Annotated in this window: 24 protein-coding genes and 1 riboswitch; of the genes, 6 read left to right on the forward strand and 18 right to left on the reverse strand. The window is 72.2% G+C overall.

The genetic code is table 11. From position 1 onward, the window contains the following. Window positions 1–12: 12 nt before the first annotated feature. The 4 genes from ABT106_RS04820 to glyA all read right to left on the reverse strand — a co-directional run bounded on the left by ABT106_RS04820 (window position 13) and on the right by glyA (window position 4,347). Entirely contained in the window at window positions 13–999 is a 987-nt protein-coding gene (locus tag ABT106_RS04820) for a YihY/virulence factor BrkB family protein (protein WP_351272317.1), read from the reverse strand. 157 nt (window positions 1,000–1,156) lie between these two features. After that, entirely contained in the window at window positions 1,157–1,753 is a 597-nt protein-coding gene (locus ABT106_RS04825; protein WP_351272319.1) for a 2'-5' RNA ligase family protein, read from the reverse strand. An 85-nt stretch (window positions 1,754–1,838) separates the two neighbouring features. Next, the gene (gene trpS / locus ABT106_RS04830; RefSeq protein WP_351272322.1) at window positions 1,839–2,852 is read right to left on the reverse strand and encodes a tryptophan--tRNA ligase; all 1,014 of its coding nucleotides are present in this window, start codon (window positions 2,850–2,852) and stop codon (window positions 1,839–1,841) included. Between the two features lie 226 nt (window positions 2,853–3,078). After that, window positions 3,079–4,347, reverse strand: coding sequence for a serine hydroxymethyltransferase (gene glyA / locus ABT106_RS04835; RefSeq protein ID WP_351272324.1), 1,269 nt, complete (start codon window positions 4,345–4,347; stop codon window positions 3,079–3,081). A 34-nt stretch (window positions 4,348–4,381) separates the two neighbouring features. Next, window positions 4,382–4,472, reverse strand: a riboswitch (ZMP/ZTP riboswitch). Between the two features lie 119 nt (window positions 4,473–4,591). Between glyA and rocD the strand changes: the two genes are divergently transcribed. After that, window positions 4,592–5,797, forward strand: a complete 1,206-nt coding sequence (rocD, locus tag ABT106_RS04840; RefSeq protein WP_351272327.1) for an ornithine--oxo-acid transaminase — start codon at window positions 4,592–4,594, stop codon at window positions 5,795–5,797. Window positions 5,798–5,822: 25 nt separating this feature from the next. Here the strand turns inward: rocD and ABT106_RS04845 are convergent, their stop codons facing one another. After that, window positions 5,823–7,025, reverse strand: a complete 1,203-nt coding sequence (locus tag ABT106_RS04845) for a glutathionylspermidine synthase family protein (RefSeq protein WP_351272329.1) — start codon at window positions 7,023–7,025, stop codon at window positions 5,823–5,825. Between the two features lie 13 nt (window positions 7,026–7,038). Next, window positions 7,039–7,344: a hypothetical protein gene (locus ABT106_RS04850; RefSeq protein WP_351272332.1), complete on the reverse strand. Its 306-nt coding sequence runs from the start codon at window positions 7,342–7,344 to the stop codon at window positions 7,039–7,041. 112 nt (window positions 7,345–7,456) lie between these two features. Here ABT106_RS04850 and ABT106_RS04855 point away from each other — a divergent pair, with 112 nt between their 5' ends. Next, window positions 7,457–8,293, forward strand: a complete 837-nt coding sequence (locus tag ABT106_RS04855; RefSeq protein WP_351272335.1) for a DMT family protein — start codon at window positions 7,457–7,459, stop codon at window positions 8,291–8,293. Here the strand turns inward: ABT106_RS04855 and ABT106_RS04860 are convergent. From ABT106_RS04860 to ABT106_RS04870, 3 genes are read right to left on the reverse strand one after another with little or no spacing between them, the layout of a single operon-like run. Next, window positions 8,280–8,474 carry a DUF397 domain-containing protein gene (locus ABT106_RS04860; RefSeq protein ID WP_351272337.1) on the reverse strand — a complete coding sequence of 65 codons (195 nt, stop codon included), beginning with the start codon at window positions 8,472–8,474 and terminating at the stop codon, window positions 8,280–8,282. The genes ABT106_RS04855 and ABT106_RS04860 overlap by 14 nt on opposite strands. Beyond that, complete coding sequence (locus ABT106_RS04865) at window positions 8,471–8,671, reverse strand: DUF397 domain-containing protein (protein ID WP_351272340.1); 201 nt, start codon at window positions 8,669–8,671, stop codon at window positions 8,471–8,473. The genes ABT106_RS04860 and ABT106_RS04865 overlap by 4 nt, the downstream gene beginning before the upstream one ends. Continuing rightward, a complete protein-coding gene (locus ABT106_RS04870) occupies window positions 8,668–9,495 on the reverse strand; it encodes a helix-turn-helix domain-containing protein (protein ID WP_351272342.1) in 828 nt (275 codons plus the stop codon). Before ABT106_RS04870 ends, ABT106_RS04865 begins: the two co-directional genes overlap by 4 nt. A 108-nt stretch (window positions 9,496–9,603) precedes the next feature. On the opposite strand from ABT106_RS04870, the gene ABT106_RS04875 reads away from it, so the two are divergent. Continuing rightward, window positions 9,604–10,050, forward strand: a complete 447-nt coding sequence (locus ABT106_RS04875) for an ATP-binding protein (RefSeq protein ID WP_351272345.1) — start codon at window positions 9,604–9,606, stop codon at window positions 10,048–10,050. Here the strand turns inward: ABT106_RS04875 and ABT106_RS04880 are convergent. Beyond that, the gene (locus tag ABT106_RS04880) at window positions 10,031–10,171 is read right to left on the reverse strand and encodes a hypothetical protein (protein WP_351272347.1); all 141 of its coding nucleotides are present in this window, start codon (window positions 10,169–10,171) and stop codon (window positions 10,031–10,033) included. The two genes, ABT106_RS04875 and ABT106_RS04880, sit on opposite strands and share 20 nt — an antisense overlap. Here ABT106_RS04880 and ABT106_RS04885 point away from each other — a divergent pair. Beyond that, window positions 10,170–10,688 carry a carboxymuconolactone decarboxylase family protein gene (locus ABT106_RS04885; protein ID WP_351272349.1) on the forward strand — a complete coding sequence of 173 codons (519 nt, stop codon included), beginning with the start codon at window positions 10,170–10,172 and terminating at the stop codon, window positions 10,686–10,688. The two genes, ABT106_RS04880 and ABT106_RS04885, sit on opposite strands and share 2 nt — an antisense overlap. On the opposite strand, the gene ABT106_RS04890 is transcribed toward ABT106_RS04885, so the two are convergent. The 6 genes from ABT106_RS04890 to ABT106_RS04915 all read right to left on the reverse strand — a co-directional run bounded on the left by ABT106_RS04890 (window position 10,689) and on the right by ABT106_RS04915 (window position 16,557). Further along, a complete protein-coding gene (locus tag ABT106_RS04890; RefSeq protein WP_351272351.1) occupies window positions 10,689–11,594 on the reverse strand; it encodes a serine/threonine kinase C-terminal domain-containing protein in 906 nt (301 codons plus the stop codon). A gap of 2 nt (window positions 11,595–11,596) precedes the next feature. After that, a complete protein-coding gene (locus ABT106_RS04895) occupies window positions 11,597–12,013 on the reverse strand; it encodes a hypothetical protein (RefSeq protein ID WP_351272353.1) in 417 nt (138 codons plus the stop codon). Continuing rightward, window positions 12,003–13,736: an AbeC-like domain-containing protein gene (locus ABT106_RS04900; protein ID WP_351272356.1), complete on the reverse strand. Its 1,734-nt coding sequence runs from the start codon at window positions 13,734–13,736 to the stop codon at window positions 12,003–12,005. Before ABT106_RS04900 ends, ABT106_RS04895 begins: the two co-directional genes overlap by 11 nt. Before the next feature lie 150 nt (window positions 13,737–13,886). Then, window positions 13,887–14,876: a malate dehydrogenase gene (locus tag ABT106_RS04905; protein ID WP_267723196.1), complete on the reverse strand. Its 990-nt coding sequence runs from the start codon at window positions 14,874–14,876 to the stop codon at window positions 13,887–13,889. A gap of 270 nt (window positions 14,877–15,146) precedes the next feature. Next, on the reverse strand, window positions 15,147–15,707 hold the full coding sequence (locus ABT106_RS04910; protein ID WP_351272359.1) for a DUF3017 domain-containing protein: 561 nt from the start codon (window positions 15,705–15,707) through the stop codon (window positions 15,147–15,149). Further along, window positions 15,697–16,557, reverse strand: coding sequence for a bifunctional methylenetetrahydrofolate dehydrogenase/methenyltetrahydrofolate cyclohydrolase (locus ABT106_RS04915; protein ID WP_351272361.1), 861 nt, complete (start codon window positions 16,555–16,557; stop codon window positions 15,697–15,699). Before ABT106_RS04915 ends, ABT106_RS04910 begins: the two co-directional genes overlap by 11 nt. 244 nt (window positions 16,558–16,801) lie before the next feature. On the opposite strand from ABT106_RS04915, the gene ABT106_RS04920 reads away from it, so the two are divergent. After that, complete coding sequence (locus tag ABT106_RS04920) at window positions 16,802–17,536, forward strand: RDD family protein (RefSeq protein ID WP_351272363.1); 735 nt, start codon at window positions 16,802–16,804, stop codon at window positions 17,534–17,536. Between the two features lie 138 nt (window positions 17,537–17,674). Here ABT106_RS04920 and purH read toward each other — a convergent pair whose 3' ends face one another. After that, window positions 17,675–19,261 (reverse strand): bifunctional phosphoribosylaminoimidazolecarboxamide formyltransferase/IMP cyclohydrolase, encoded by a 1,587-nt coding sequence (gene purH / locus ABT106_RS04925; protein ID WP_351272366.1) that lies wholly within the window; start codon window positions 19,259–19,261, stop codon window positions 17,675–17,677. Next, entirely contained in the window at window positions 19,258–19,881 is a 624-nt protein-coding gene (gene purN, locus ABT106_RS04930) for a phosphoribosylglycinamide formyltransferase (protein WP_351272369.1), read from the reverse strand. The genes purH and purN overlap by 4 nt, the downstream gene beginning before the upstream one ends. A gap of 249 nt (window positions 19,882–20,130) precedes the next feature. Between purN and ABT106_RS04935 the strand changes: the two genes are divergently transcribed. Then, window positions 20,131–20,805 (forward strand): hypothetical protein, encoded by a 675-nt coding sequence (locus tag ABT106_RS04935; RefSeq protein ID WP_351272372.1) that lies wholly within the window; start codon window positions 20,131–20,133, stop codon window positions 20,803–20,805. The last annotated feature ends 136 nt before the right edge of the window (window positions 20,806–20,941 follow it).

A 20,941-nucleotide genomic window follows, 5' to 3' on the forward strand; every position in this document is an offset into this window, starting at 1 on the left:
ACCGGAGCCCCGCTACGGCCGCGCGGGCTCCGGTCCGGCGGCCGGGCCGGGCCCCGGAGCCCTTCCCGGGCCGGGGGCCTTGCGCGGGTCCGGGGACTTGTCCGCGTCCGGGTCCTGCGCGCCGTCTCCGTCCGCGTCGTCTCCGTCCGCGTCGTCGCGCGTGGCGGTCCAGGACGACACGTAGAGCAGCAGTTTCGCCGTGAAGTTGATCCACAGCAGCAGCGCGATCGGCACGCCGAACGCCCCGTACATGCTCTTGGCCGCCACCTCCCGCATGTAGCCGCTGAGCAGCAGCTTCAGCAGTTCGAAGCCGACCGCGCCGATCAGCGCCGCCTGGATCAGGCGGCCGCGCGGCGGTTCGACGCCGGGCAGCAGGGTCAGGACGTAGAGCAGCAGCAGGAACGCCGCCAGGACGCCGACGAGGAACCCGCCGGACCGCAGGAGCGCGCCGCCCGCGCCGTCGCGCGGGATGCCCAGCCACTCGGCGGACTTCCCGACCGCGCTGGACCCGAAGGTCGAGGCCGCGGCCGAGGCCAGCCCCACCGCGCCGAGGCCGAGGAGCACCAGGGCGTCCTTGCCCTTGCGGGTGAAGGGGTTCCCCTCGTCCTCGTCGTCCCGGTCCCACACCGCGCGCAGGCAGTCCCGCATGGCGCCGACCCACCCGATGCCGGTGAACAGCAGGATCGCGCCGGCGACGAGCCCGATCGTGCCGGCGTTGGCGACGAGCGCGTCGAGGTCGAGCTGGTCGGAGATGCCGGGGACCTGCTCGGCGAGGTTCTTCTGCAGCGTGGCCAGCTGCTCCTTGCTGAGCAGCGCCGCGCCCACGGCGGCGGCCACCGTGATCAGCGGGAAGAGCGCGAGGAAGCTGATGAAGGTGATCGCGGCGGCGAGCCGGGTCCAGTGCACGCGGTCGAGGCGCTCGTACGAACGCCACGCGTGGGTGCGCATCAGACGGGCCAGCAGCGGCCCGATCACCGGGAGTTTCGTCAGCCAGTCCATGGAGTCACCGTAATTGAGCCGCAGGAAATAGCCGGGATTGTCGCTTTCGGGGACTACGGTCGTCGATTGTGACTTTTCGCCCGAAGGCCCGCCCGTTCCACTCCCTCGTCCTGCGCGGGCTCAGGTTCCGCACGCACCGGGCCCTGCGGCCGCTCCGTCAGGAAGGCCGTACGGTCGGCCCCGCCGCCGCGTCGGCGGGTGAGCCGCACTGTGCCGGGACGCCGGTGGGGCCGGTCCCGAAGGGGTACTCGCGCAGCTTGCGCCAGACCCCGTCCGAGCCCTGCTCGTAGAGGGCGAAGCCGTCGCAGAGCCACTCGGCCGCGTAGTCGGCGAGCGCCTCGAACGCCACGTCCATCGCTTCCTCGGAGATCCCGTGGGCGACCGTCACGTGCGGGTGGTACGGGAACGCCAGCTCGCGGCTGAGCGGCCCCGACGGGTCGCGGACCTCGCCCTGGAGGCGGGTGCAGCCCGGGGCGCCCTCGGCGATCCGGACGAAGACCACCGGCGAGAGGGGGCGGAAGGTCCCCGTACCGGACAGCCGCATCGCGAAGGCGCGGAACGCGGCCGCGACCTCGGCCAGGTGGGCCCGGATCTGCGGCAGCCGGTCCGCCTCGACCTCGGTCGGCGGCACGAGGGTGACGTGCGTGGGGATGCCGTGCGCGGCGGCGTCCCCGAAGCCGGCGCGCAGCTGCTGGAGCTGGCTGCCGTACGGCTCCGGGACCGCGATCGAAACGCCGAGCGTAACGGTCCCCACGTGTCTCTCCTCCGTGTGTCTGGTTGGACTGCTGCCGCCCAGTGTGGCGGCAGCACCCCCGATCTCGCCAGGGCCCTCTGCCGGGTCAGTGTTTGGCGGGCAGGAAACCGAGGCGGTCGTACGTCTGGGCGAGGGTCTCGGCGGCGACCGCGCGGGCCTTCTCCGCGCCCTTGGCCAGGATGGAGTCCAGGCCCTCGGGGTCGTCCAGGTACTCCTGGGTGCGCTGCTTGAACGGTGTGACGAAATCGACCATGACCTCGGCCAGGTCGGTCTTCAGCGCGCCGTAGCCCTTGCCCTCGTACTTCTCTTCGAGGGACGGGATCGGCTCGCCGGTGAGGGTGGAGTAGATCGTGAGCAGGTTGCTGACGCCGGGCTTCTCCTGGGCGTCGAAGCGGACCTCGGCCTCGGTGTCCGTCACCGCGCTCTTGATCTTCTTGGCGGTGGCCTTGGGATCGTCGAGGAGGTTGATCAGGCCCTTGGGCGAGGAGGCCGACTTCGACATCTTGATCGACGGGTCCTGGAGGTCGTAGATCTTCGCGACCTCCTTGACGATGTGCGCGGCGGGCAGGGTGAAGGTCTTGCCGAAGCGCGTGTTGAAGCGCTCGGCGAGGTCGCGGGTCAGCTCGATGTGCTGGCGCTGGTCCTCGCCGACCGGGACGGCGTTCGCCTGGTACAGCAGGATGTCGGCGACCTGGAGGATCGGGTACGTGAACAGGCCGACGGTGGCGTTGTTCGCGCCCTGCTTCGCGGACTTGTCCTTGAACTGGGTCATCCGGCCGGCCTCGCCGAAGCCGGTGATGCAGTTCATGACCCAGCCGAGCTGCGCGTGCTCGGGCACGTGGCTCTGGATGAAGAGCGTGCAGCGCTCGGGGTCCAGACCGGCGGCGAGCAGCTGCGCGGCGGAGAGCCGGGTGTTCGCGCGGAGGTCCTTCGGGTCCTGCGGCATGGTGATCGCGTGCAGGTCGACGACCATGTAGAAGGCGTCGTGCGTCTCCTGCAGGGCGACGTACTGGCGGATGGCTCCGAGATAGTTCCCGAGGTGGAACGAACCGGAGGTGGGCTGGATGCCGGAGAGCGCGCGAGGACGATCAGAAGCCATGGCCCCATTCTCTCAGGTGCGGGGGCGGGGTCCGGTCCGCCGCTGGCCGGAACCTCCCGGGTCGCGCCGCTCCCCCGCCCGGCCCCGCACGGGTACCGGGCGGTAGCGCGGCGGCCGGATCCAGCCTCGGCCGAGCGACCGCTTTGCGCCCGGCGGGGCTGAATCCAGCCCCGCCGGCGTGTGAGGCGCGGGGTCCGGGGCAGCGCCCCTGCATCGGCGCCGCGGGTCAGGACTGCGGCAGCCCCGGCGCCGGGAAGGCGGCCATCAGGTCCCCCACCTCCGCGCGGACCGCGCCGAGTGCCGGCTCGTCGCCCTTGGCGGCGGCGTCCACCGCGCGGGAGATCCAGTCCGCCACCGTGGGCATGTGCGCGGCGGTCAGGCCGCGGGAGGTCAGCGACGGCGTGCCGATCCGCACCCCCGAGGGGTCGAACGGCTTGCGCGGGTCGCAGGGGACGGTGTTGTAGTTGACGACGATGCCCGCCCGGTCCAGCGCCTTCGCGGCGACCTTGCCCGCGACGCCCCGCGAGGTGAGGTCCATCAGGATCAGGTGGTTGTCGGTGCCGCCCGAGACCAGGTCGAAGCCGCGCTCCAGCAGGGCCGCGGCCAGCGCCTTGGCGTTGGCGACGACCGCGTGCGCGTACGCCGTGAAGGAGGGCTGCGCCGCCTCGTGGAGGGCGACGGCGATGCCGGCCGTCGTCTGGTTGTGCGGGCCGCCCTGGAGGCCGGGGAAGACGGCCTTGTCGATGGCCTTGGCGTGCTCCTCGCGGCACATCAGCATCGCGCCGCGCGGCCCCCGCAGGGTCTTGTGGGTGGTCGTGGAGATCACGTCGGCGTGGTCCGCCGGCGACGGGTGCGCACCGCCCGCGATCAGGCCCGCGATGTGGGCGACGTCCGCGACCAGGACCGAGCCGGCCTCCTCGGCGATCGAGGCGAAGGCGGCGAAGTCGATCGTGCGGGGCAGCGCGGTGCCGCCGCAGAAGATGATCTTCGGCCGCTCGGCGAGCGCCAGCTCCCGTACGGCGTCGTAGTCGATCAGCCCGGTGTCGGGGCGCACGCCGTACTGGACGCCGCGGAACCACGAGCCGGTCGCCGAGACGCCCCAGCCGTGGGTGAGGTGCCCGCCCATCGGCAGGGCCATGCCCATCACGGTGTCGCCGGGCTTCGCGAAGGCGAGGTAGACGGCCAGGTTGGCCGGGGAGCCGGAGTACGGCTGGACGTTGGCGTGGTCCACCCCGAACAGGCCCTTGGCCCGCTCGACGGCGAGGGCCTCGACGCGGTCGATGTTCTGCTGGCCCTCGTAGTAGCGGCGGCCCGGGTAGCCCTCGCTGTACTTGTTCTGCAACACGGTCCCGGAGGCTTCGAGGACGGCCGCGGACACGTAGTTCTCGCTGGGGATCAGGCGCAGGGTCTCCGCTTGGAGGACTTCCTCCGCGGCGACGAAGGACGCCAGTTCGGGGTCGGTCGCGGACAGGGCGGGATGGCGGCTCGCGGTCATGCGGGCTCCTCCGGGGTCGATGGGAATCGGTACCCCGCGAGGCCCAGGCGAGCGGCCCTGTGTGCGGATCTGCCCGCACGACTCCCCCGGAGTCGCTTCTCCGTGCGCCAGTCGCCGTGCGTACCGGACACCTTAGCGGGCGCGCCGCCCAGGAGGTTTCCGCGTCCGCGATACGAGCGACGATAAGACTGTGACGCCACCCTCGTCACATGCACACCCGGCAAGACGGACGATCGGAGACCCCGTGTCGACAACTGCTGATGCCATCCGCTCCGCCGAGGCGCACAGCGCGCACAACTACCACCCGCTGCCGCTCGTCGTCGCCTCCGCGGAAGGCGCGTGGATGACCGACGTGGAGGGACGCCGCTACCTCGACATGCTCGCGGGCTATTCGGCGCTCAACTTCGGCCACGGCAACCGCCGTCTGCTCGACGCGGCCCGCGCGCAGCTGGAGCGGGTCACGCTGACCTCCCGCGCCTTCCACCACGACCGCTTCGCCGACTTCTGCACCGAACTGGCCGCGCTGTGCGGCAAGGACATGGTGCTGCCCATGAACACGGGCGCGGAGGCGGTCGAGACGGCGGTCAAGACCGCCCGCAAGTGGGGGTACGAGGTCAAGGGCGTGCCGGACGGGCACGCCAAGATCGTGGTCTGCGCCGACAACTTCCACGGCCGGACCACGACGATCGTCTCGTTCTCCACCGACCACGACGCCCGCGACCACTTCGGGCCGTACACGCCGGGCTTCGAGATCGTCCCGTACGGGGACCTCACCGCGCTCGCCGCGGCCGTCACCGAGAACACCGTCGCCGTGCTGCTGGAGCCGATCCAGGGCGAGGCGGGGGTCCTGGTCCCGCCTGCGGGCTACCTCCAGGGCGTACGGGAGCTGACCCGCGAGCGGAACGTGCTGTTCATCGCGGACGAGATCCAGTCGGGCCTGGGCCGCACCGGCAAGACCTTCGCGTGCGAGCACGAGGGCGTCGTCCCGGACGTGTACCTGCTGGGCAAGGCGCTCGGCGGCGGCGTGGTGCCGGTCTCGGCCGTCGTCGCCGACCGGGACGTGCTCGGGGTGTTCCGGCCCGGGGAGCACGGCTCGACGTTCGGCGGCAACCCGCTGGCCTGCGCGGTGGCGCTGGAGGTCGTCGCGATGCTGCGCACCGGCGAGTACCAGCAGCGCGCCACCGAACTCGGCGACCACCTGCACCGGGAGCTGAACGTGCTGGTCGGCGGCGGCGCGGTGACCGCCGTGCGGGGCCGCGGGCTGTGGGCGGGCGTGGACATCGACCCGTCGCGCGGGACCGGCCGGGAGATCTCCGAGAAGATGATGGAGCGGGGGGTGCTGGTGAAGGACACCCACGGGTCGACGATCCGGATCGCCCCGCCGCTGGTGATCTCCAAGGAGGACCTGGACTGGGGGCTGGAGCAGCTCAGGTCGGTCCTGGCCGGCTAGCCGGCGCCGGCCAGGGGGCCGCGGATCAGAGGATCACGTGGGGCAGGAAGCGGGCGTACTCGTCCGTGACCGGCCCCGCGGATTCGCGGATGCCGAGCCCCGCCGCCTCGTCCTCGACGACCCACGCGCCGAGCACCACCCGGTTGCCGTCGAAGTCGGGCAGCGGGGCCAGGCCCTGGAAGCAGTACCGCTCGCCCTCCTCCGGTACGAAGGGCTCCCCGTCCTCGCCCGGCACGTGGAGGGTGACCCCGGCGCCCTCGCGGCCGAGCAGCGGCTTGGCCACGTACCCGCCCGATCCGGACTCGGCCAGCTCGCGCGGGCCGTCGAGGTAGGCGGGCAGCAGGTTCGGGTGCTCCGGGAACAGCTCCCACAGGACGGCGAGCAGCGCCTTGTTGGAGAGCAGCATCTTCCACGCCGGCTCGATCCAGCAGGTGCTGCCGGTGCCGCCGCCGTGGTCGTAGGTGCCGATGACCTGCGGGCCGAACTCGTCGGCGGCCAGCCACTCCCACGGGTACAGCTTGAAGCAGCTGCGGATGAAGCGGAGCTTCTCGTCCACGAACCGGCCGGACAGGCTGTCCCAGCCGATCTGCTCGACGGACAGCGCCTGGGTGTCGATGCCGGCCTGCTCGGCGGTCTCCTGGAGGTAGGCGACCGTCATCAGGTCCTCGCCCAGCTCGTCGGTCTCGGAGTGCGCGAAGTGCAGCGGGCCGGGCGGCAGCAGCTCCGCCTGCCGGCGCCAGGCCTCCACGAGCCGCTCGTGCAGGGAGTTCCACTGGTCGGCGCCGGGGAACCGCTCCTCCATCCAGAACCACTGCGGGCTGGCCGCCTCCACCAGGGAGGTGGGGGTGTCGGCGTTGTACTCCAGCATCTTGGCCGGGCCGCCCGCGCCGTCGTAGCGCAGGTCGAAGCGGCCGTAGAGGGACGGCTGATCGGCGCGGCGGCGCCAGGACTCGGCGACCAGCGCGGCCACCTTCGGATCCGTGATGCCGAGGTCGGCGAAGCGGCCGTTCTCCACGATGTGCGCGGCCGCGGCCATGCACATGGCGTGCAGCTCCTCGACGACGTTCTCCAGCGCCTCCACCTCGGGGAGCGTGAAGGAGTAGTACGCGCTCTCGTCCCAGTAGGGGCGCAGCGAATCGTCGGGGTAGCGCGTGAGGGGGTAGATCAGACCCTGCTCCTCGACGGTCTTCTGCCAGTCGGGGCGGGGTTCGATGGTGTGCCGCTTCATCGTTCTGGGCTCCTCAGCCGCCGCTGGTGCCGGACTTGCTGCCGCCGATGCCGCCCCGCGTGACGGCCGACTTGTCGAAGCTGCCGCCGGAGACCTTGCCGGCGACGACGGAGCCGCCGTAGTAGTACGCGCCGCGGCCGCCGCTCTTGCAGTCCTTGTTGTTCAGCTTCTCCAGCGTCGAGCGGGACGCGCACCGCTTGTCGGGCTCGCCGCTGCTGCCGCAGGCCACGAGCGTGGCCGCGAGAAGGCCCATGCCGCCGAGGGCGACGACGCCGGAGCGCATGCGGCGCTGGTTGGTACTGCTGCTGTTGCTGTCCATGTGGCTGCTCCCCCTGGGTGGCGTACTGCCGACAGAGTAGAGCGGGCCCCCCGGGCGATGGAATCCGGCCGCCGTGAGATCTGTGACCTAGAGTCACTTCGTGCTGATTGGGATGATTTGTGCGCTCGGGGCCGCGCTGTGCTTCGGTACGGCCTCGGTCCTCCAGGCGGTCGCGGCGCGGGCGGCGGAGCCGGGGACCGGGTCCGGCGTGGACCCGGCGCTGTTCCTGCGGGCCGTGCGGCAGTGGCGCTACGTGGCCGGTCTGGGACTGGACGGAGTCGGCTTCGTGCTCCAGATCATCGCCCTGCGCCACGTCCCGATCTACGCGGTGGGGGCCGCGCTGGCCGCCAGCCTCGCCGTGACGGCCGTGGTCGCGGCGCGGCTGATGGGCGTACGGCTGTCCCGGACCGAGTGGGCCGCGGTGGCCGTGGTGTGCGCGGGGCTGCTGATGCTCGGGCTGGCCTCCGGGGAGGAGGGCTCGGGAACGGGCTCCGACGCGCTGCGGTACGGGCTGCTCGGCGTGGCGGTGCTGGTGCTACTGGTCGGCGCGGCCGCCGGACGGCTCCCGGACGGGCCCCGCGCCCTGACCCTCGGCCTGGCGGCGGGCACGGGCTTCGGGGTGGTGGAGGTCGCCGTCCGCCTGATCGACGGCTTCTCGTGGAGCGAGCTCGCCAACCCGGCGCTGTACGCCCTGCTGCTGGGCGGCGCTGCGGGCTTCCTGCTGCTCACCTCGGCCCTCCAGCGCGGCTCCGTCACGGCGGCGACGGCCGGCCTGGTGCTCGGCGAGACCATCGGGCCCGCGCTGGTGGGGGTGGTGTGGCTGGGCGACCGCACCCGCGACGGCCTGGCCTGGCTCGCCATCCTCGGCTTCACGGTGGCGGTCGCGGGCGCGCTCGCGCTGGCCCGCTTCGGCGAACCAGCCCCGGAACCGGGCCCTACCGCCCCCTGACCCCGTCCACGAACACGGCGAACGCCCCGGCCCCGACCTCCAGGACGGGCCCGCCGGGGTTCTTGGAGTCACGAACCGGAACCACCCCGCGCGAAGCGATCAAGTTCGTGGCGACCTCGATACAGTTGCCGCCGTTGTTGCTGTACGAGGACGTGAACCAGCGGGGCTCTGCGCGGGTCACCGGAGACCCCCCTTGACCCCCGCCACGAACGCGGCGAACGCACCGGGCGCGAAGTCCAGCACGGGCCCGCCGGGGTTCTTGGAGTCCCTGACGGGCACGACCCCGCGTGAGGCGGCGAGGTTCGTGGCAACCTCGACGCACGCGCCGCCATTCTCGCTGTAAGAGGACTTGAACCAGCTGGGGGATTCGGTCGTCACGGGGAACCCTTTCGAAGCTGTTCGATCATGGCCACAGATGTCGCCTGGGAGAGTGCGTCGGCCTGTAGTTGATGGTAGGCGGTCAACAGAGGCACCACGGAAGTACTGTCCCGCTCCAACTGCCCCCGCTGAGCAGACTCCGCATAGGAGACTAGAGCCCGGCTCTGCATGGTCAGGACATAGAGCGGCAAACTGAGCGGACGGCGGTCACCCATGCTGAACGGAGCCACCTGGAGCACGGTGTTCGGCAGTCCGGCAAAGCCAATCAGCTGCCTCAACTGGGCATCCATCACGGCCGGTCCGCCCACAGGCCGCCTGAGGCAGCTTTCGTCCAGCACGACGAAGACGAGCGGCGGAGGTGTCCGGAGGATCGCCGCCTGCCGCTCCTTGGCAAGCGAGATCCGTTCTTCCGCCTGATCGGGCGTGATCGCACCCCGCTCGACAGCCCGCAAATTGAGCGACGTCGCATATTCGAGCGTCTGGAGCAATCCGGGTACGACGCCGACTTCGTAGAGCCGGATCTCCGCCGCACGCGCCTCTTGGGCGACGTACTCCGGAAAGCCCTCCAGCAGGGCCGTGTACCTCACGGCTTGACTCTGGCGTTCGAGTCGATCACCTGTCCCGAACACTCTGTCGGCACTTGCCGCAAAGCGGGGAGTTGGAGGGCGTCGGCCGGTTTCAATCGCGGAAATGTGAGTGCCGGAACACCCGATCCGCTCGGCAAGCTCCTCCTGCGTCCATCCCCGCTCATCCCGCAGGGTGCGTACTCGTTGGCCGAAGGCCGCGCTCAGCGACTTCTCAGGGTCCAGCTCTTTCCGGTTCACCCAAAATCACCTAACTCCCCAAGCAACTGGCGCAAGTTGAAGACATCTCGATCCTAGGACACGCTGAACGCACCCGGTAGTGAAACGACTACACAGAGGAGCGGCGCCATGCCCGACGCAGGCAACGAGTGGCGGCAGCGGTTCAGCAGTACCCGGCGGGGCGCACGGCTGGCGCGGGAGCTGGCGCTGCTGGAACTGGCCCGGTGGGGCTACCCGTTGGCCGGGGGCGACAGCGAGCGGGTCGCGCAGGTCGTCGCCGAGCTGGCGGCCAACGCCGTGGCGCACGGCGGCGTGCCCGGGCGGGACTTCGAGCTCGGGCTGCGGGAACTGGACGGCGTGCTGCGGGTGGAGGTCTCCGACGCGCGGGCGGGACAGCAGCCCCGGGTCCGGCCGGGGCCGGTCGAGCCCGCCGAGCACGGCCACGGGCTGCGGATCGTCGAGGCGCTCTGCGTCGCCTGGGGCGTCTCCGGGCGGCTGGTCGGCAAGACCGTCTGGGCCGAGGTGGCCACACGGGCGGCGGCCCCGCGGACCGCGGCTACGGCAGCGCGGCCGTGAGCGCCGCCAGCGTCGGCGACCACGCGCTGGCGGCCGGGCTCCCGTAGCTCACGACCAGCACGTCGCCCGGCGGCAGCTCCGCCATATCGGTGGGCCGCCCGGCTTCTAGGCTGGAGCGCATGGCAACCACGGCGGAACACCCGCACACCCACGACCGCGCCCCCGAGCACACCCCGCGCCTCCAGCTCGCGAAGCTAGCGCCCGAGGCGTACAAGGCCGTCCTGGCGCTGGAGATCGCCTCGAAGAAGGACCTGGACCCGGTCCTGGTCGAGCTGGTCAAGATCCGCGCCTCGCAGCTCAACCACTGCGCCTTCTGCCTCGACATGCACACCAAGGACGCCCTCGCCGCGGGCGAGAGCGTGGAGCGGATCGTCCAGCTCAGCGCATGGGAGGAGTCGCGGCACTTCTACACGGAGCGGGAGCTGGCCGCGATCGAACTGGCCGAGGCCGTGACGGTCCTGACGGACGGGTTCGTGCCGGACGAGGTGTGGGAGCGGGCGGCGAAGCAGTTCGAGGAGCGCGAACTCGCCCAGCTCGTCACGGTGATCGCGACGATCAACGTCTGGAACCGCTTCGCCGTCGCCACCCGTATGGTCCCCGGCCACTACACGCCGGGCATGTACGACACCAAGGGCTGATCAGTCGGTCCTGAACGACTCCACGGCGGCCGTCAGGTGGGCGCGCACCACCTCGGGCTCGGCCGCCGGTCCGGCCGCCAGCAGCGCCCAGCGCTGCCCGCCCGGGGTGACGACGATCCGCTCGATGCCCTGGCGGCGGCCGCCCGCCTCGGCGCTGTCGTACTCGTAGACCAGCTCGCAGGAGCCGGCGGGCAGCTCGCCGACGGACACCTCCCGGTAGCCCGGGTTCCCGTCGTCCAGGCCCCGCGAGGAGGTCCGCAGCAGCTCGCAGGAGCCGACGCCCGCCGGCTCCGTGACCCGGAAGACCTGGAGCAGCGCGGTGCGGTCGCCGGGCGGCCGGTAGAAGGCGCCGCTCCCGGTCTCGCCGGTGCTGGGCCGCCAGCCCTCGGGCACGGCGACCGAGAAGCCGTTGTCGCTGCGGGCCACCGAGTACGACGGGCTCGGGGTGCCGGGCGTCGGGCTGGGCGTCGGGGACGGACTCGGGCTCGGGCTCGCCTCCCCGCTCGGCGACGCGGGCGCCGGGCCGGAGCGCGTACCGGAAGCCCCGGACGCCGACGGGGGCGCCGCCGGGGTCTTCGGGTCGTCGTCGGCGAGGGCGAGCCAGCCCGCCACGGCGGCCCCGCTCACCACGGCCGAACAGAGGGCCACCAGCAGCGGCGTCCGCCAGGGCCGCTGCGGGCCGGGACCGCCGGAGCCGGGCCCGTATGGGGGTCCGTATCCGGGGCCGCCGGAGACCTGGCCCGCGGCGTGGTCCGCGGCGCCGTCGCCGGTCCCCTCCGGCTGCCATCGCGGCGGCACCGGCGGGAGCGGCGGCGGCGTACGCGGCAGCGGGGGCTGCTGCCCCGCCTCCTGGGCCGTCTCCCAGCGCTGCGCGTCCGGGTTCCAGCGCGCGCCGCCCGAGGCCACCGTCAGCCCCCCAGCGTGGCGAGCAGCCCGCCGAGCGCCGCGGCCGCGTTCACGGACTCCACCAGCGGTGCCCAGCGTTCCAGGGTGCCGCGCAGCCGGGCGGGCAGGCCGGGCCGGATCTCCCCGGTCTCCTCCAGCTCCCCGGCGGCCTCGTCCAGCTCGGCGTCGAGCGCCGTGCGGTCGGCGCCCCGGGGCAGGCGTACGAGGGCGGCGCGCAGCTCCCGTACGGCCTCCAGCAGTTCCGCCGCGCCGGGGCCGTCCGCCCCCGCGCCGCCGTAGTGGACGGTGGTGGTGTTGGCGGTGTTGGTGTTGTTGCTGCCGCCGATGCTGAAGGCGCCACCCTGCACGGTCCCGATGCGGACCTGCCCGGGGCCCGCGCCCGTACCGTCGCCGGTCGCCCCGGTTGCCTCATCTGCCACTGCCGTTGCTCCCGTTCGTGTGCGTGTGATGGCTGGTGCGGTTGCTGTTGTTGCTGCCGCCGACGCTGAAGGCGCTGTGGTTCATCGACTGGATGAACACCCCGCCCTCGGCGACGTGGACCAGGCGCTGGTCGAACTCGTCGGTGTGCCAGCCGGCTTCGTGCAGGGTCTCCTTGACCCCGCCGGCCACCCGCTCCTGGATGGTCTTCAGGTACCGGTCGAGGTCCATGAGGTGGAAGAGCGACCCCTCGGGCTGCGCCGCCAGCTCCCGGACGGACAGCCCCGGCCCGGCCGGCAGCGCCCCCCGGTGGCCCGCCGTGGCCACCCGCCACACGCTCCCGGTGCCCCCGAAGAGCGTGGCCAGCGAGGCGCCGAGCGAGCGGGGCGTGCGCCCCACGGCCGAGACCGCCTTCGCGAACGGGTTGTTGTTCCGGTGGCGGCCGGCGAAGTCGTCGGCGGCCTGGAACGCCTCGCCGACGGGCAGCAGCACGTGCGGCGCGACCTCCAGCATCAGCATCCGGCCCTGGGTGTGGACCCGTACGAACACGGTCACGACGAGGTTCTCGTCCCAGCCGCCGACCCGGATGCGCAGGAAGTGCCGCCGCTGCTCGCCGCCCTCCTCGACGGCGTCCGCACGGTGCGCCTCGTACACCTCCGGCCGGAACAGCTCCGGCAGCCGGCCCGGGAGGCCCGCGGCGGGCAGGAACACGCACTCGTCGACGACGAGTTCGCGCAGCCGGTCCCGTACGGCGGCCTGTGCCTGCGGCGATCCGTGCGGCGTCGGCAGCCGCAGGCCCTCCAGCCGCGGCCGGATCCGCTCCAGGATCCGGGCGTTGTCGACGAGTTCCGGCGGTTCGGCGGCGGCGCGGTCGCTGCGCGGGCGCAGTTCCACGGCCAGGTGCCAGGGCCGGTACGGCAGTCCCGCACCGCAGAAGGGGTCGTCGAACCCGTACATGACCAGCCGGGAGTGCTGCTCGCGGCGGATGCGTTCCTGGGCGCGGGCGAAGCGGACGCCGACGACCTGTTCGGCGGGGTCGGATTCGGGGCGGGCGTACGCGTTCCGGTTCAGGTCGTGCAGGATCACCCGGGCGACGTGCCCGCGCTGGAGGCCGACGACCGTGGCCACGGCGGCGAACGCGGCCAGCACCCCCAGACCGGTCCAGCTCTGCAGGAGGCCGCCGCCGCCGGCGTACAGCAGCGGGGCCAGGCCCAGCGCGTCCAGCAGCCAGAACAGCGGCCGCAGGAGCACCAGGAGCTGCACGCCGCTGCCGAGGGTGGCGACGGCGAGCACGAGCAGCAGCAGCCAGGCCCAGATCCGGACCAGAGCGCCGGCGACCCGGCCCAGCACCCCGACGGCCCCCCGGCCCCGCGAGGAGAGCCAGCCGGCGACGCCGAGCAGCAGGAACGGCACCAGCAGCACCAGGAGCGCGCCGCCGGTGAGCAGCACGCCGGCGAACCAGGCGAAGACGACTCCGGCGGCCCAGCCCAGCTCCGCCCGGCGGGCGCGCAGGGCGTGGGCGAGGACGCGGGCGGCGTCGAACCCGTAGGAGGGCGCGACGATGCGTTCCTCGTGGACGTACAGCTCCTCGATCACCCGGTCCCGGTAGGCCGAATCGAGGTAGGTGCCGGCGCACAGCAAGCGGCCCGCCTCGCTGAACGACGGGTGGACGGGCGACCTGTCGTCCGAGGTCGCGCCCGTGCCCGTGGTGGTGCTGGTGGTCACCGAATCCCCCTCCGGTGTGACGGAGGGCAACGGTAGGGGAGGCCGGGGCCGCCCGACAGGAGGGAACGAGCCAAAAGGCCCCGGCGCACGGGGCGCCGGGGCCTGTCGGGTCGAACAGGTGCTGCGGGTGGTACGGGTGCTGCGGGGCGGTCAGATCAGACCGAGCTCGCGGACCGCGTCGCGCTCCTCGACCAGCTCCGCCACGGACGCGTCGATGCGCGCACGGGAGAACTCGTTGATGTCGAGGCCCTGGACGATCTCGTACTTGCCGTCCTTGGTGGTGACCGGGAAGGACGAGATGATGCCCTCCGGGACGCCGTAGGAGCCGTCCGACGGGATGCCCATCGAGGTCCAGTCGCCCGCGGCGGTGCCGTTGACCCACGTGTGCACGTGGTCGATGGCGGCGTTCGCGGCGGAGGCGGCGGAGGACGCGCCACGGGCCTCGATGATCGCGGCGCCGCGCTTGGCGACGGTCGGGATGAAGGTCTCGGCGAGCCACAGCTCGTCGCTGACGACCTCGGCGGCGTTCTTGCCGGCGATCTCCGCGTGGAAGATGTCCGGGTACTGGGTGGCCGAGTGGTTGCCCCAGATGGTCAGGCGCTTGATGTCGGTGACGTCGGCGCCGGTCTTCTTCGCGAGCTGCGAGATGGCCCGGTTGTGGTCCAGGCGGGTCATCGCGGTGAAGCGCTCGGCCGGTACGTCCGGGGCCGCGGCCTGCGCGATGAGCGCGTTGGTGTTGGCCGGGTTGCCGACGACGAGGACCTTGATGTCGTCCGCGGCGTGGTCGTTGATGGCCTTGCCCTGCGGCTTGAAGATCCCGCCGTTGGCGGAGAGCAGGTCGCCGCGCTCCATGCCCTTGGTGCGCGGGCGGGCGCCCACGAGCAGCGCGACGTTCGCACCCTCGAAGCCCTGGTTCGGGTCGTCGAAGATGTCGATGCCCTTGAGCAGCGGGAAGGCGCAGTCGTCGAGCTCCATGGCGGTGCCCTCAGCGGCCTTCATGCCCTGGGGGATCTCCAGAAGACGGAGCTTGACCGGCACGTCCGCGCCGAGCAGGTGGCCGGACGCGATGCGGAAGAGCAGCGCGTAGCCGATCTGGCCTGCGGCGCCGGTGACGGTGACATTCACGGGAGTGCGGGTCATGGCCTTCTCCGTTAGACAGCTGGCGGTGGGGCGTCCCTGCCCCATGTGCTGGGAGGACGCCGCTCCCCGGCCCTGTGAATCTTGACGTGAAGAGACATCCGCCGTCAGGCTATCCGACCCGGGAGGGGCCCGATCCCCCGGTCCCTGTGGTCCGTGGCACACGCACGGGCGATGCGCGGCACCCGTACGGCCGATTCCACCGCGCCGGCGCCCTGGATTCGAAGGCCCGGCCGGGCCGGCGGCGCCCTGTTCCGCGGCCCCTGGGCGCCGTCAGCGGACCGTGAAGCGGACCGCCGTCTCCAGGAAGGGGATCTCCAGCCACGGTTCGGGCTCCATGACCAGCGCCAGCATGGTGATCGCCACGCCCAGCAGCCCGTACGTGGCCACGTCGGTGAACCGGGAGCGCACCGCGAGCATGCCCACCGACGGCAGCAGCTGACGCAGCACCGAGGCGGCGATCAGCGCGGCACCCATCGCCAGGCAGCCGATCCGGGGATGCCCGATCGCCATGGTCAGCAGGCCGGCCGCGGTCGCGGCGAGCACGCTGAGCATCGGCCACTGACGGGCGGGCGCGGACACCGCCCCGGGGACGGCGCGGCCGCTGCCCTCGGGGCGCGCGGTGTCCCGGGTGACGGACGGGAAGCGGCGGGACCTGGCCGGGGCCCGCTCGACGGCCGGTTCGGGACCGGCCACCGGGGCGGGAACGGCTTCCGGGGCGGGAACGGCTTCCGGGGCGGGGACGGCCCCCGCCGGCTGCGGCTTGGCCACCGGCTGCGGCTGCGGTTCGGGCTCCGGAGCGGTCGCGGCCTCCGCGCCCGGGTCAGCCTTCACCGGTGGTCCGTTCCGCCGCCTCGACCACGTTGACCAGCAGCTGGGCGCGGGTCATCGGACCGACGCCGCCGGGGTTCGGGGAGATCCAGCCGGCCACCTCGGCCACGCCCGGGTGGACGTCGCCGACGATCTTCCCGCCCTCGTCGCGGCTGACGCCGACGTCGAGCACGGCCGCGCCCGGCTTCACGTCCTCCGGCTTCACCAGGTGCGGCACCCCGGCCGCCGCGACGACGATGTCCGCCTGGCGCAGCAGCCCGGAGAGGTCGCGCGTACCGGTGTGGCAGAGCGTCACGGTGGCGTTCTCCGACTTGCGGGTCAGCAGCAGGCCGATGGAGCGGCCCACGGTGATGCCGCGGCCGAGGACGACGACGTGCGCGCCGTTGATGCCGACCCCGTGGTGGCGCAGCAGTTCGACGATCCCGTACGGGGTGCAGGGCAGCGGCCCCGGCTCGTTCAGCACCAGCTTGCCGAGCGACATGGGGTGCAGGCCGTCGGCGTCCTTGGCCGGATCCATCAACTCCAGCACCCGGTTGGTGTCGATTCCCTTGGGGAGCGGGAGTTGGACGATGTAGCCCGTGCACTCGGGGTTCGCGTTGAGTTCGCGCACGACCTCCTCGATGTCCTCCTGGGAGGCCGTCGCGGGCAGTTCGCGCTGGATGGAGGCGATGCCGACTTCGGCGCAGTCCTTGTGTTTGCCATTGACGTACCAGCGGCTGCCCGGGTCGTCGCCGACCAGCAGGGTGCCGAGGCCGGGCGTGATGCCCCGGGCCTTCAGGGCCGCCACGCGGACGGTCAGTTCGGACTTGATCGCGGCGGCGGTGGCCTTGCCATCGAGAATCTGGGCAGTCATGAACCCATACTCCCGGATGGAGTGGTCCCGGTTCCACTCAAGGCGTTCACCGGAGCACACGGTTCATTGCACTTGCACAACAAGTCACGGGGCACTTGGGAACCGGCTGGACAAGTCGTCGCCCGGCCGACGACGATGCACTGAACGAGTGCCGCGGGCAGTACCGGGGGGTGGACCGCACATCGCAGTGATTCCTCCGATAGTGCCGTGCGTCCCCGCACTTCCACGGAGGAACAACCCCAAGATGAGCTTCGGCGACCCGAACAACCCGTACGGACAGCAGCCTCAGCAGCCTCAGCAGCCGCCGCAGGGCCAGCCCGGCTACGGCTACCCGCAGCAGGCCCCGCAGGGCGTCCCGCCGCAGGGCGGCTACGGATACCCGCAGCAGGGCCAGCCGGGCGTCCCGCCGCAAGCCCCCGGCACGCTCCAGGCGAACAACGGTCTCATCAGCGTCGCCGGTCTCGGCACGGTCCAGGTCGCCACGATGGGCAGCCGCTTCGGCGCCCGCGTCATCGACGGCCTCGTCATCGGTGTCCTGTACTTCGTGCTCGGCGCGATCGGCGTCGGCAGCCTCGTCGGTGCGGGCGAGACGAGCATCCAGGACTGCAACAACCTCGACGCGGCCGCCTTCGAAACCTGCATGAACAACAACACCGAGGCCGCCGGCGGCATCCTCGCCGCCTTCATGGGCGCCATGTTCCTCCTCTTCATCGCCACGCTGCTCTACGAATGGCTGATGATCGCGTTCTTGGGCGCGACGGTCGGCAAGCTGGCGCTCAGCCTGAGGGTCGTCAAGGAGAACACGGGCCAGGCTCCGGGCCTCGGCGGTGGCTTCATCCGCTGGATCATCCCGATGGTCGGCGCCTTCCTCTGCGGTATCGGTCAGCTCCTGGTCTACCTCTCCCCCTTCTTCGACAACTCGGGCAAGCTCCAGGGCTGGCACGATCGCGCCGCCGGCACGATCGTCGTCAAGAAGTAGGCAGTCGAGAAGCAGGCGGTACCGCTCGCACGACGCCGAAGGCCGCGCCTCCCTCGTACGGAGGGAAGCGCGGCCTTCGGCATGTCCAGGCGGGGCCGGGGTCCGGCTCAGGGGCCGGGGTCCGGGTCAGGGGTCCGGTCAGTGGAAGAAGTGCCGGGTCCCGGTGAAGTACATGGTCACGCCCGCCTTCTTCGCGGCCTCGACGACCTGCTCGTCACGGACCGATCCGCCCGGCTGGACGACGGCCTTGATACCGGCCGCCGTCAGGATCTCCAGACCGTCCGGGAACGGGAAGAACGCGTCGGACGCGGCGTACGAGCCCTGCGCGCGCTCGGCGCCCGCCCGCTCGACGGCGAGCTTCGCCGAGTCGACGCGGTTGACCTGGCCCATGCCGACGCCGACCGAGGCGCCGTCCTTGGCGAGCAGGATGGCGTTGGACTTGACGGCCCGGCAGGCCCTCCACGCGAACACCAGCTCGGCGAGCTCCGCGGCGGACAGGGCGTCACCGGTGGCGAGGGTCCAGTTCGCCGGGTCGTCGCCCTGCGCCTGGAACAGATCGCTCTGCTGGAGCAGCGCACCCCCGGAGATGGGCTTGAGGTCGCCCGGCTGGTGCGGGGTGCCGTCCACCTTGAGGACGCGGATGTTCTTCTTCCTGGCCAGGACCTCGACCGCGCCGTCCTCGTAGGAGGGGGCGGCGATGACCTCGGTGAAGATCTCGGCGACCTGCTCGGCGAGCGCGACGGTCACCGGGCGGTTGACGGCGATGACGCCGCCGAAGGCCGACAGCGGGTCGCAGGCGTGCGCCTTGCGGTGGGCCGCGGCCACGTCCGTGTCCACGGCGATGCCGCACGGGTTGGCGTGCTTGATGATCGCGACGCAGGGCTCGTCGTGGTCGTAGGCGGCGCGGCGCGCGGCCTCGGTGTCCACGTAGTTGTTGAAGGACATCTCCTTGCCGTGCAGCTGCTCGGCGTTGGCGAGCCCGCCCGGCTGACCGTCCGTGTACAGCGCGGCGGCCTGGTGCGGGTTCTCGCCGTAGCGCAGGGTCGACTTGCGGTCCCAGGCGCCGGCCAGGAACTCGGGCAGCGCCACGTCTCCGGCCTCCGGGGCGTACGCGTTCGTGAACCACGAGGCGACGGCGACGTCGTAGGCGGCGGTGTGCTGGAAAGCCTCGGCCGCGAGCCGCTTGCGGGCGGTCAGGTCGAAGCCGCCGTTCTTCGCCGCGTCGAGGACGTCGGCGTAGCGCGCGGGGCTGGTGACGACCGCTACGGACGGGTGGTTCTTGGCGGCGGCGCGGACCATCGACGGGCCGCCGATGTCGATCTGCTCCACGCACTCGTCCGGGGTGGCGCCCGACTGGACGGTCGCGAGGAAGGGATAGAGGTTGACGACGACCAGGTCGAAGGGCTCGACGCCCAGCTCGGCGAGCTGGTTGCGGTGGTCCTCCAGGCGCAGGTCGGCGAGGATCCCGGCGTGCACGCGCGGGTGCAGGGTCTTGACCCGGCCGTCGAGGCACTCGGGGAAGCCGGTGAGCTCCTCGACCTTGGTGACGGGGACCCCGGCGGCGGCGATCTTCGAGGCGGTGGAGCCGGTCGAGACGAGCGCGACGCCCGCCGCGTGCAGGCCGCGGGCCAGGTCTTCCAGTCCCGTCTTGTCGTAGACGCTGATGAGCGCACGCCGGATCGGCCGCTGGGTCGTGGTCGGGTCGTTGCTCTCTACGGCGGTCACTGGATTGTTACCTTTCGTCCCTCAATGCGGTAGCCGTGCCGGGCCAGGCGCCCCACGACATCGACGAGCAGTGCCCGTTCGACTTCCTTGATGCGCTCATGGAGAGCGGCTTCGTCGTCCTCGTCCCGGATCTCGACCACACCCTGGGCGATGACCGGACCGGTGTCCACGCCGGTGTCCACGAAGTGGACCGTGCAGCCGGTGACCTTCGCGCCGTACGCGAGGGCGTCCCGTACGCCGTGCGCGCCGGGGAAGGCCGGGAGGAGGGCGGGGTGGGTGTTGACGAACCGGCCGCCGAAGCGGTCGATGAACGCCTTGCCCACGATCTTCATGAACCCCGCCGAGACCACCAGGTCCGGCGCGTGCGCGTCGGTGGCCGCGGTCAGGGCGGCGTCCCATTCCTCACGGGTCCCGTACTCCTTGACCGGGCACACGAACGTGGGAATCCCGGCCTTCTCCGCCCGCTCCAGACCGGCGATGTCCCCGCGGTCGGCCCCCACGGCGACGACTTCGGCGCCGAAGCCCTCGGGTCCGCCGGGGTGGGCGTCGATGGCGTCGAGCAGGGCCTGGAGGTTGGTGCCGGAACCGGAGACCAGCACGACCAGGCGGCAGGCGGCCATGGGAGGCCCTTTCTCGGGGGAACGCGACGTTCGTCTTTGTGTGGTCATACGAAACTTCGGGGTACCGGTATACGGGGGACCCTACGAAGCCTCCGACCGCCTGCAACGATACCGGCACACCGGACAGCCCCCGAGGGACGGGGGGACGGCCGAGAGGTAGCGTCAGGCGTACACGCCGCAATCAGGCTCACCTCACCTCGCCACGACGTCTCCCTCGACGTCCATGACACAGGGGAAGAAACACACCCGATGCCGGACCGCCGCCAGCCCGACTCCCCCACCGACGACAACCCCTTCGCGGCTCCCCCGGAAGGCCGGCCCGACCAGCCGTGGAAACCGCGCAGCGGCGGCGACGGCGGGGACGGCAACGGCGACGGCGGGGACCGCCCGGGCGGCAGCCCGAAGGACGGGACCGGCAAGGGCGGCCCCGGCCGCTGGGACCCGACCGACCCGATCCAGCGCCACGCCCGGTACGCCCTGCTGGCCGGCATGTGGGGCTTCTTCTTCGGGATCTTCGGGATTCCGTCGGTGGGGCTGCTTCTGGGCGCGCTCGCCCTGTACTGGGGAATCAGCGCGCTGCGGGGCAAGCCCGCGGCGCCCGCCTCGGCGACGGCGTCGGTGGCGGACGTCACCGGCGGCCCCGGGGCCCGGTTCGGAGGCTCCGGCGCGGCGGAGTCCACCGCGGCACGGGGCGGGCTGGCGGCGTTGGGCGCCGCGGCGCGGCCCCAGCGGACGGCGGCGGTGAGCGGCCTGGTCGCGGCCTCGCTGGCGATCCTGCTGGCCCTGAGCTCGTACGGGCTACAGCTCGCGTACAAGGACTTCTACGTCTGCCGCGACGACGCCCTGACGGCGGCGGGCGAGCTGGAGTGCAACGACCTGCTGCCGGACAACTACGTGGGCGACGTCCTCAAGGTCCGGCAGTAGGCCGAGCGGGCCAGGACGGCCTGTCCGGCCAAGCAGGCCGGACAGGCCGCACATGACGGCGGGGGCCGGCTCTGGAGCCGGGCGACGGTCATGGGCCCCGCCTGCTCCAGGATCATGGTCGCCGTCGTCGGGGTGA

Source organism: Streptomyces sp. NPDC002044 (assembly GCF_040296725.1).
GTDB classification, from domain to species: Bacteria; Actinomycetota; Actinomycetes; order Streptomycetales; family Streptomycetaceae; genus Streptomyces; species Streptomyces antarcticus.

Excerpts from the sequence above, each read along its gene's own strand:
- ABT106_RS04880 (WP_351272347.1), bottom strand. The coding sequence starts at position 10,171 with ATGCGCTCCAGCCTAGAAGCCGGGCGGCCCACCGATATGGCGGAGCTG.
- trpS (WP_351272322.1), bottom strand. The coding sequence starts at position 2,852 with ATGGCTTCTGATCGTCCTCGCGCGCTCTCCGGCATCCAGCCCACCTCC.
- ABT106_RS04920 (WP_351272363.1), top strand. The coding sequence starts at position 16,802 with ATGAGCTTCGGCGACCCGAACAACCCGTACGGACAGCAGCCTCAGCAG.
- ABT106_RS04850 (WP_351272332.1), bottom strand. The coding sequence starts at position 7,344 with ATGGACAGCAACAGCAGCAGTACCAACCAGCGCCGCATGCGCTCCGGC.
- ABT106_RS04905 (WP_267723196.1), bottom strand. The coding sequence starts at position 14,876 with ATGACCCGCACTCCCGTGAATGTCACCGTCACCGGCGCCGCAGGCCAG.
- ABT106_RS04935 (WP_351272372.1), top strand. The coding sequence starts at position 20,131 with ATGCCGGACCGCCGCCAGCCCGACTCCCCCACCGACGACAACCCCTTC.
- ABT106_RS04875 (WP_351272345.1), top strand. The coding sequence starts at position 9,604 with ATGCCCGACGCAGGCAACGAGTGGCGGCAGCGGTTCAGCAGTACCCGG.
- ABT106_RS04820 (WP_351272317.1), bottom strand. The coding sequence starts at position 999 with ATGGACTGGCTGACGAAACTCCCGGTGATCGGGCCGCTGCTGGCCCGT.
- ABT106_RS04915 (WP_351272361.1), bottom strand. The coding sequence starts at position 16,557 with ATGACTGCCCAGATTCTCGATGGCAAGGCCACCGCCGCCGCGATCAAG.
- ABT106_RS04855 (WP_351272335.1), top strand. The coding sequence starts at position 7,457 with ATGATTTGTGCGCTCGGGGCCGCGCTGTGCTTCGGTACGGCCTCGGTC.
- glyA (WP_351272324.1), bottom strand. The coding sequence starts at position 4,347 with ATGACCGCGAGCCGCCATCCCGCCCTGTCCGCGACCGACCCCGAACTG.
- purN (WP_351272369.1), bottom strand. The coding sequence starts at position 19,881 with ATGGCCGCCTGCCGCCTGGTCGTGCTGGTCTCCGGTTCCGGCACCAAC.
- ABT106_RS04885 (WP_351272349.1), top strand. The coding sequence starts at position 10,170 with ATGGCAACCACGGCGGAACACCCGCACACCCACGACCGCGCCCCCGAG.
- ABT106_RS04845 (WP_351272329.1), bottom strand. The coding sequence starts at position 7,025 with ATGAAGCGGCACACCATCGAACCCCGCCCCGACTGGCAGAAGACCGTC.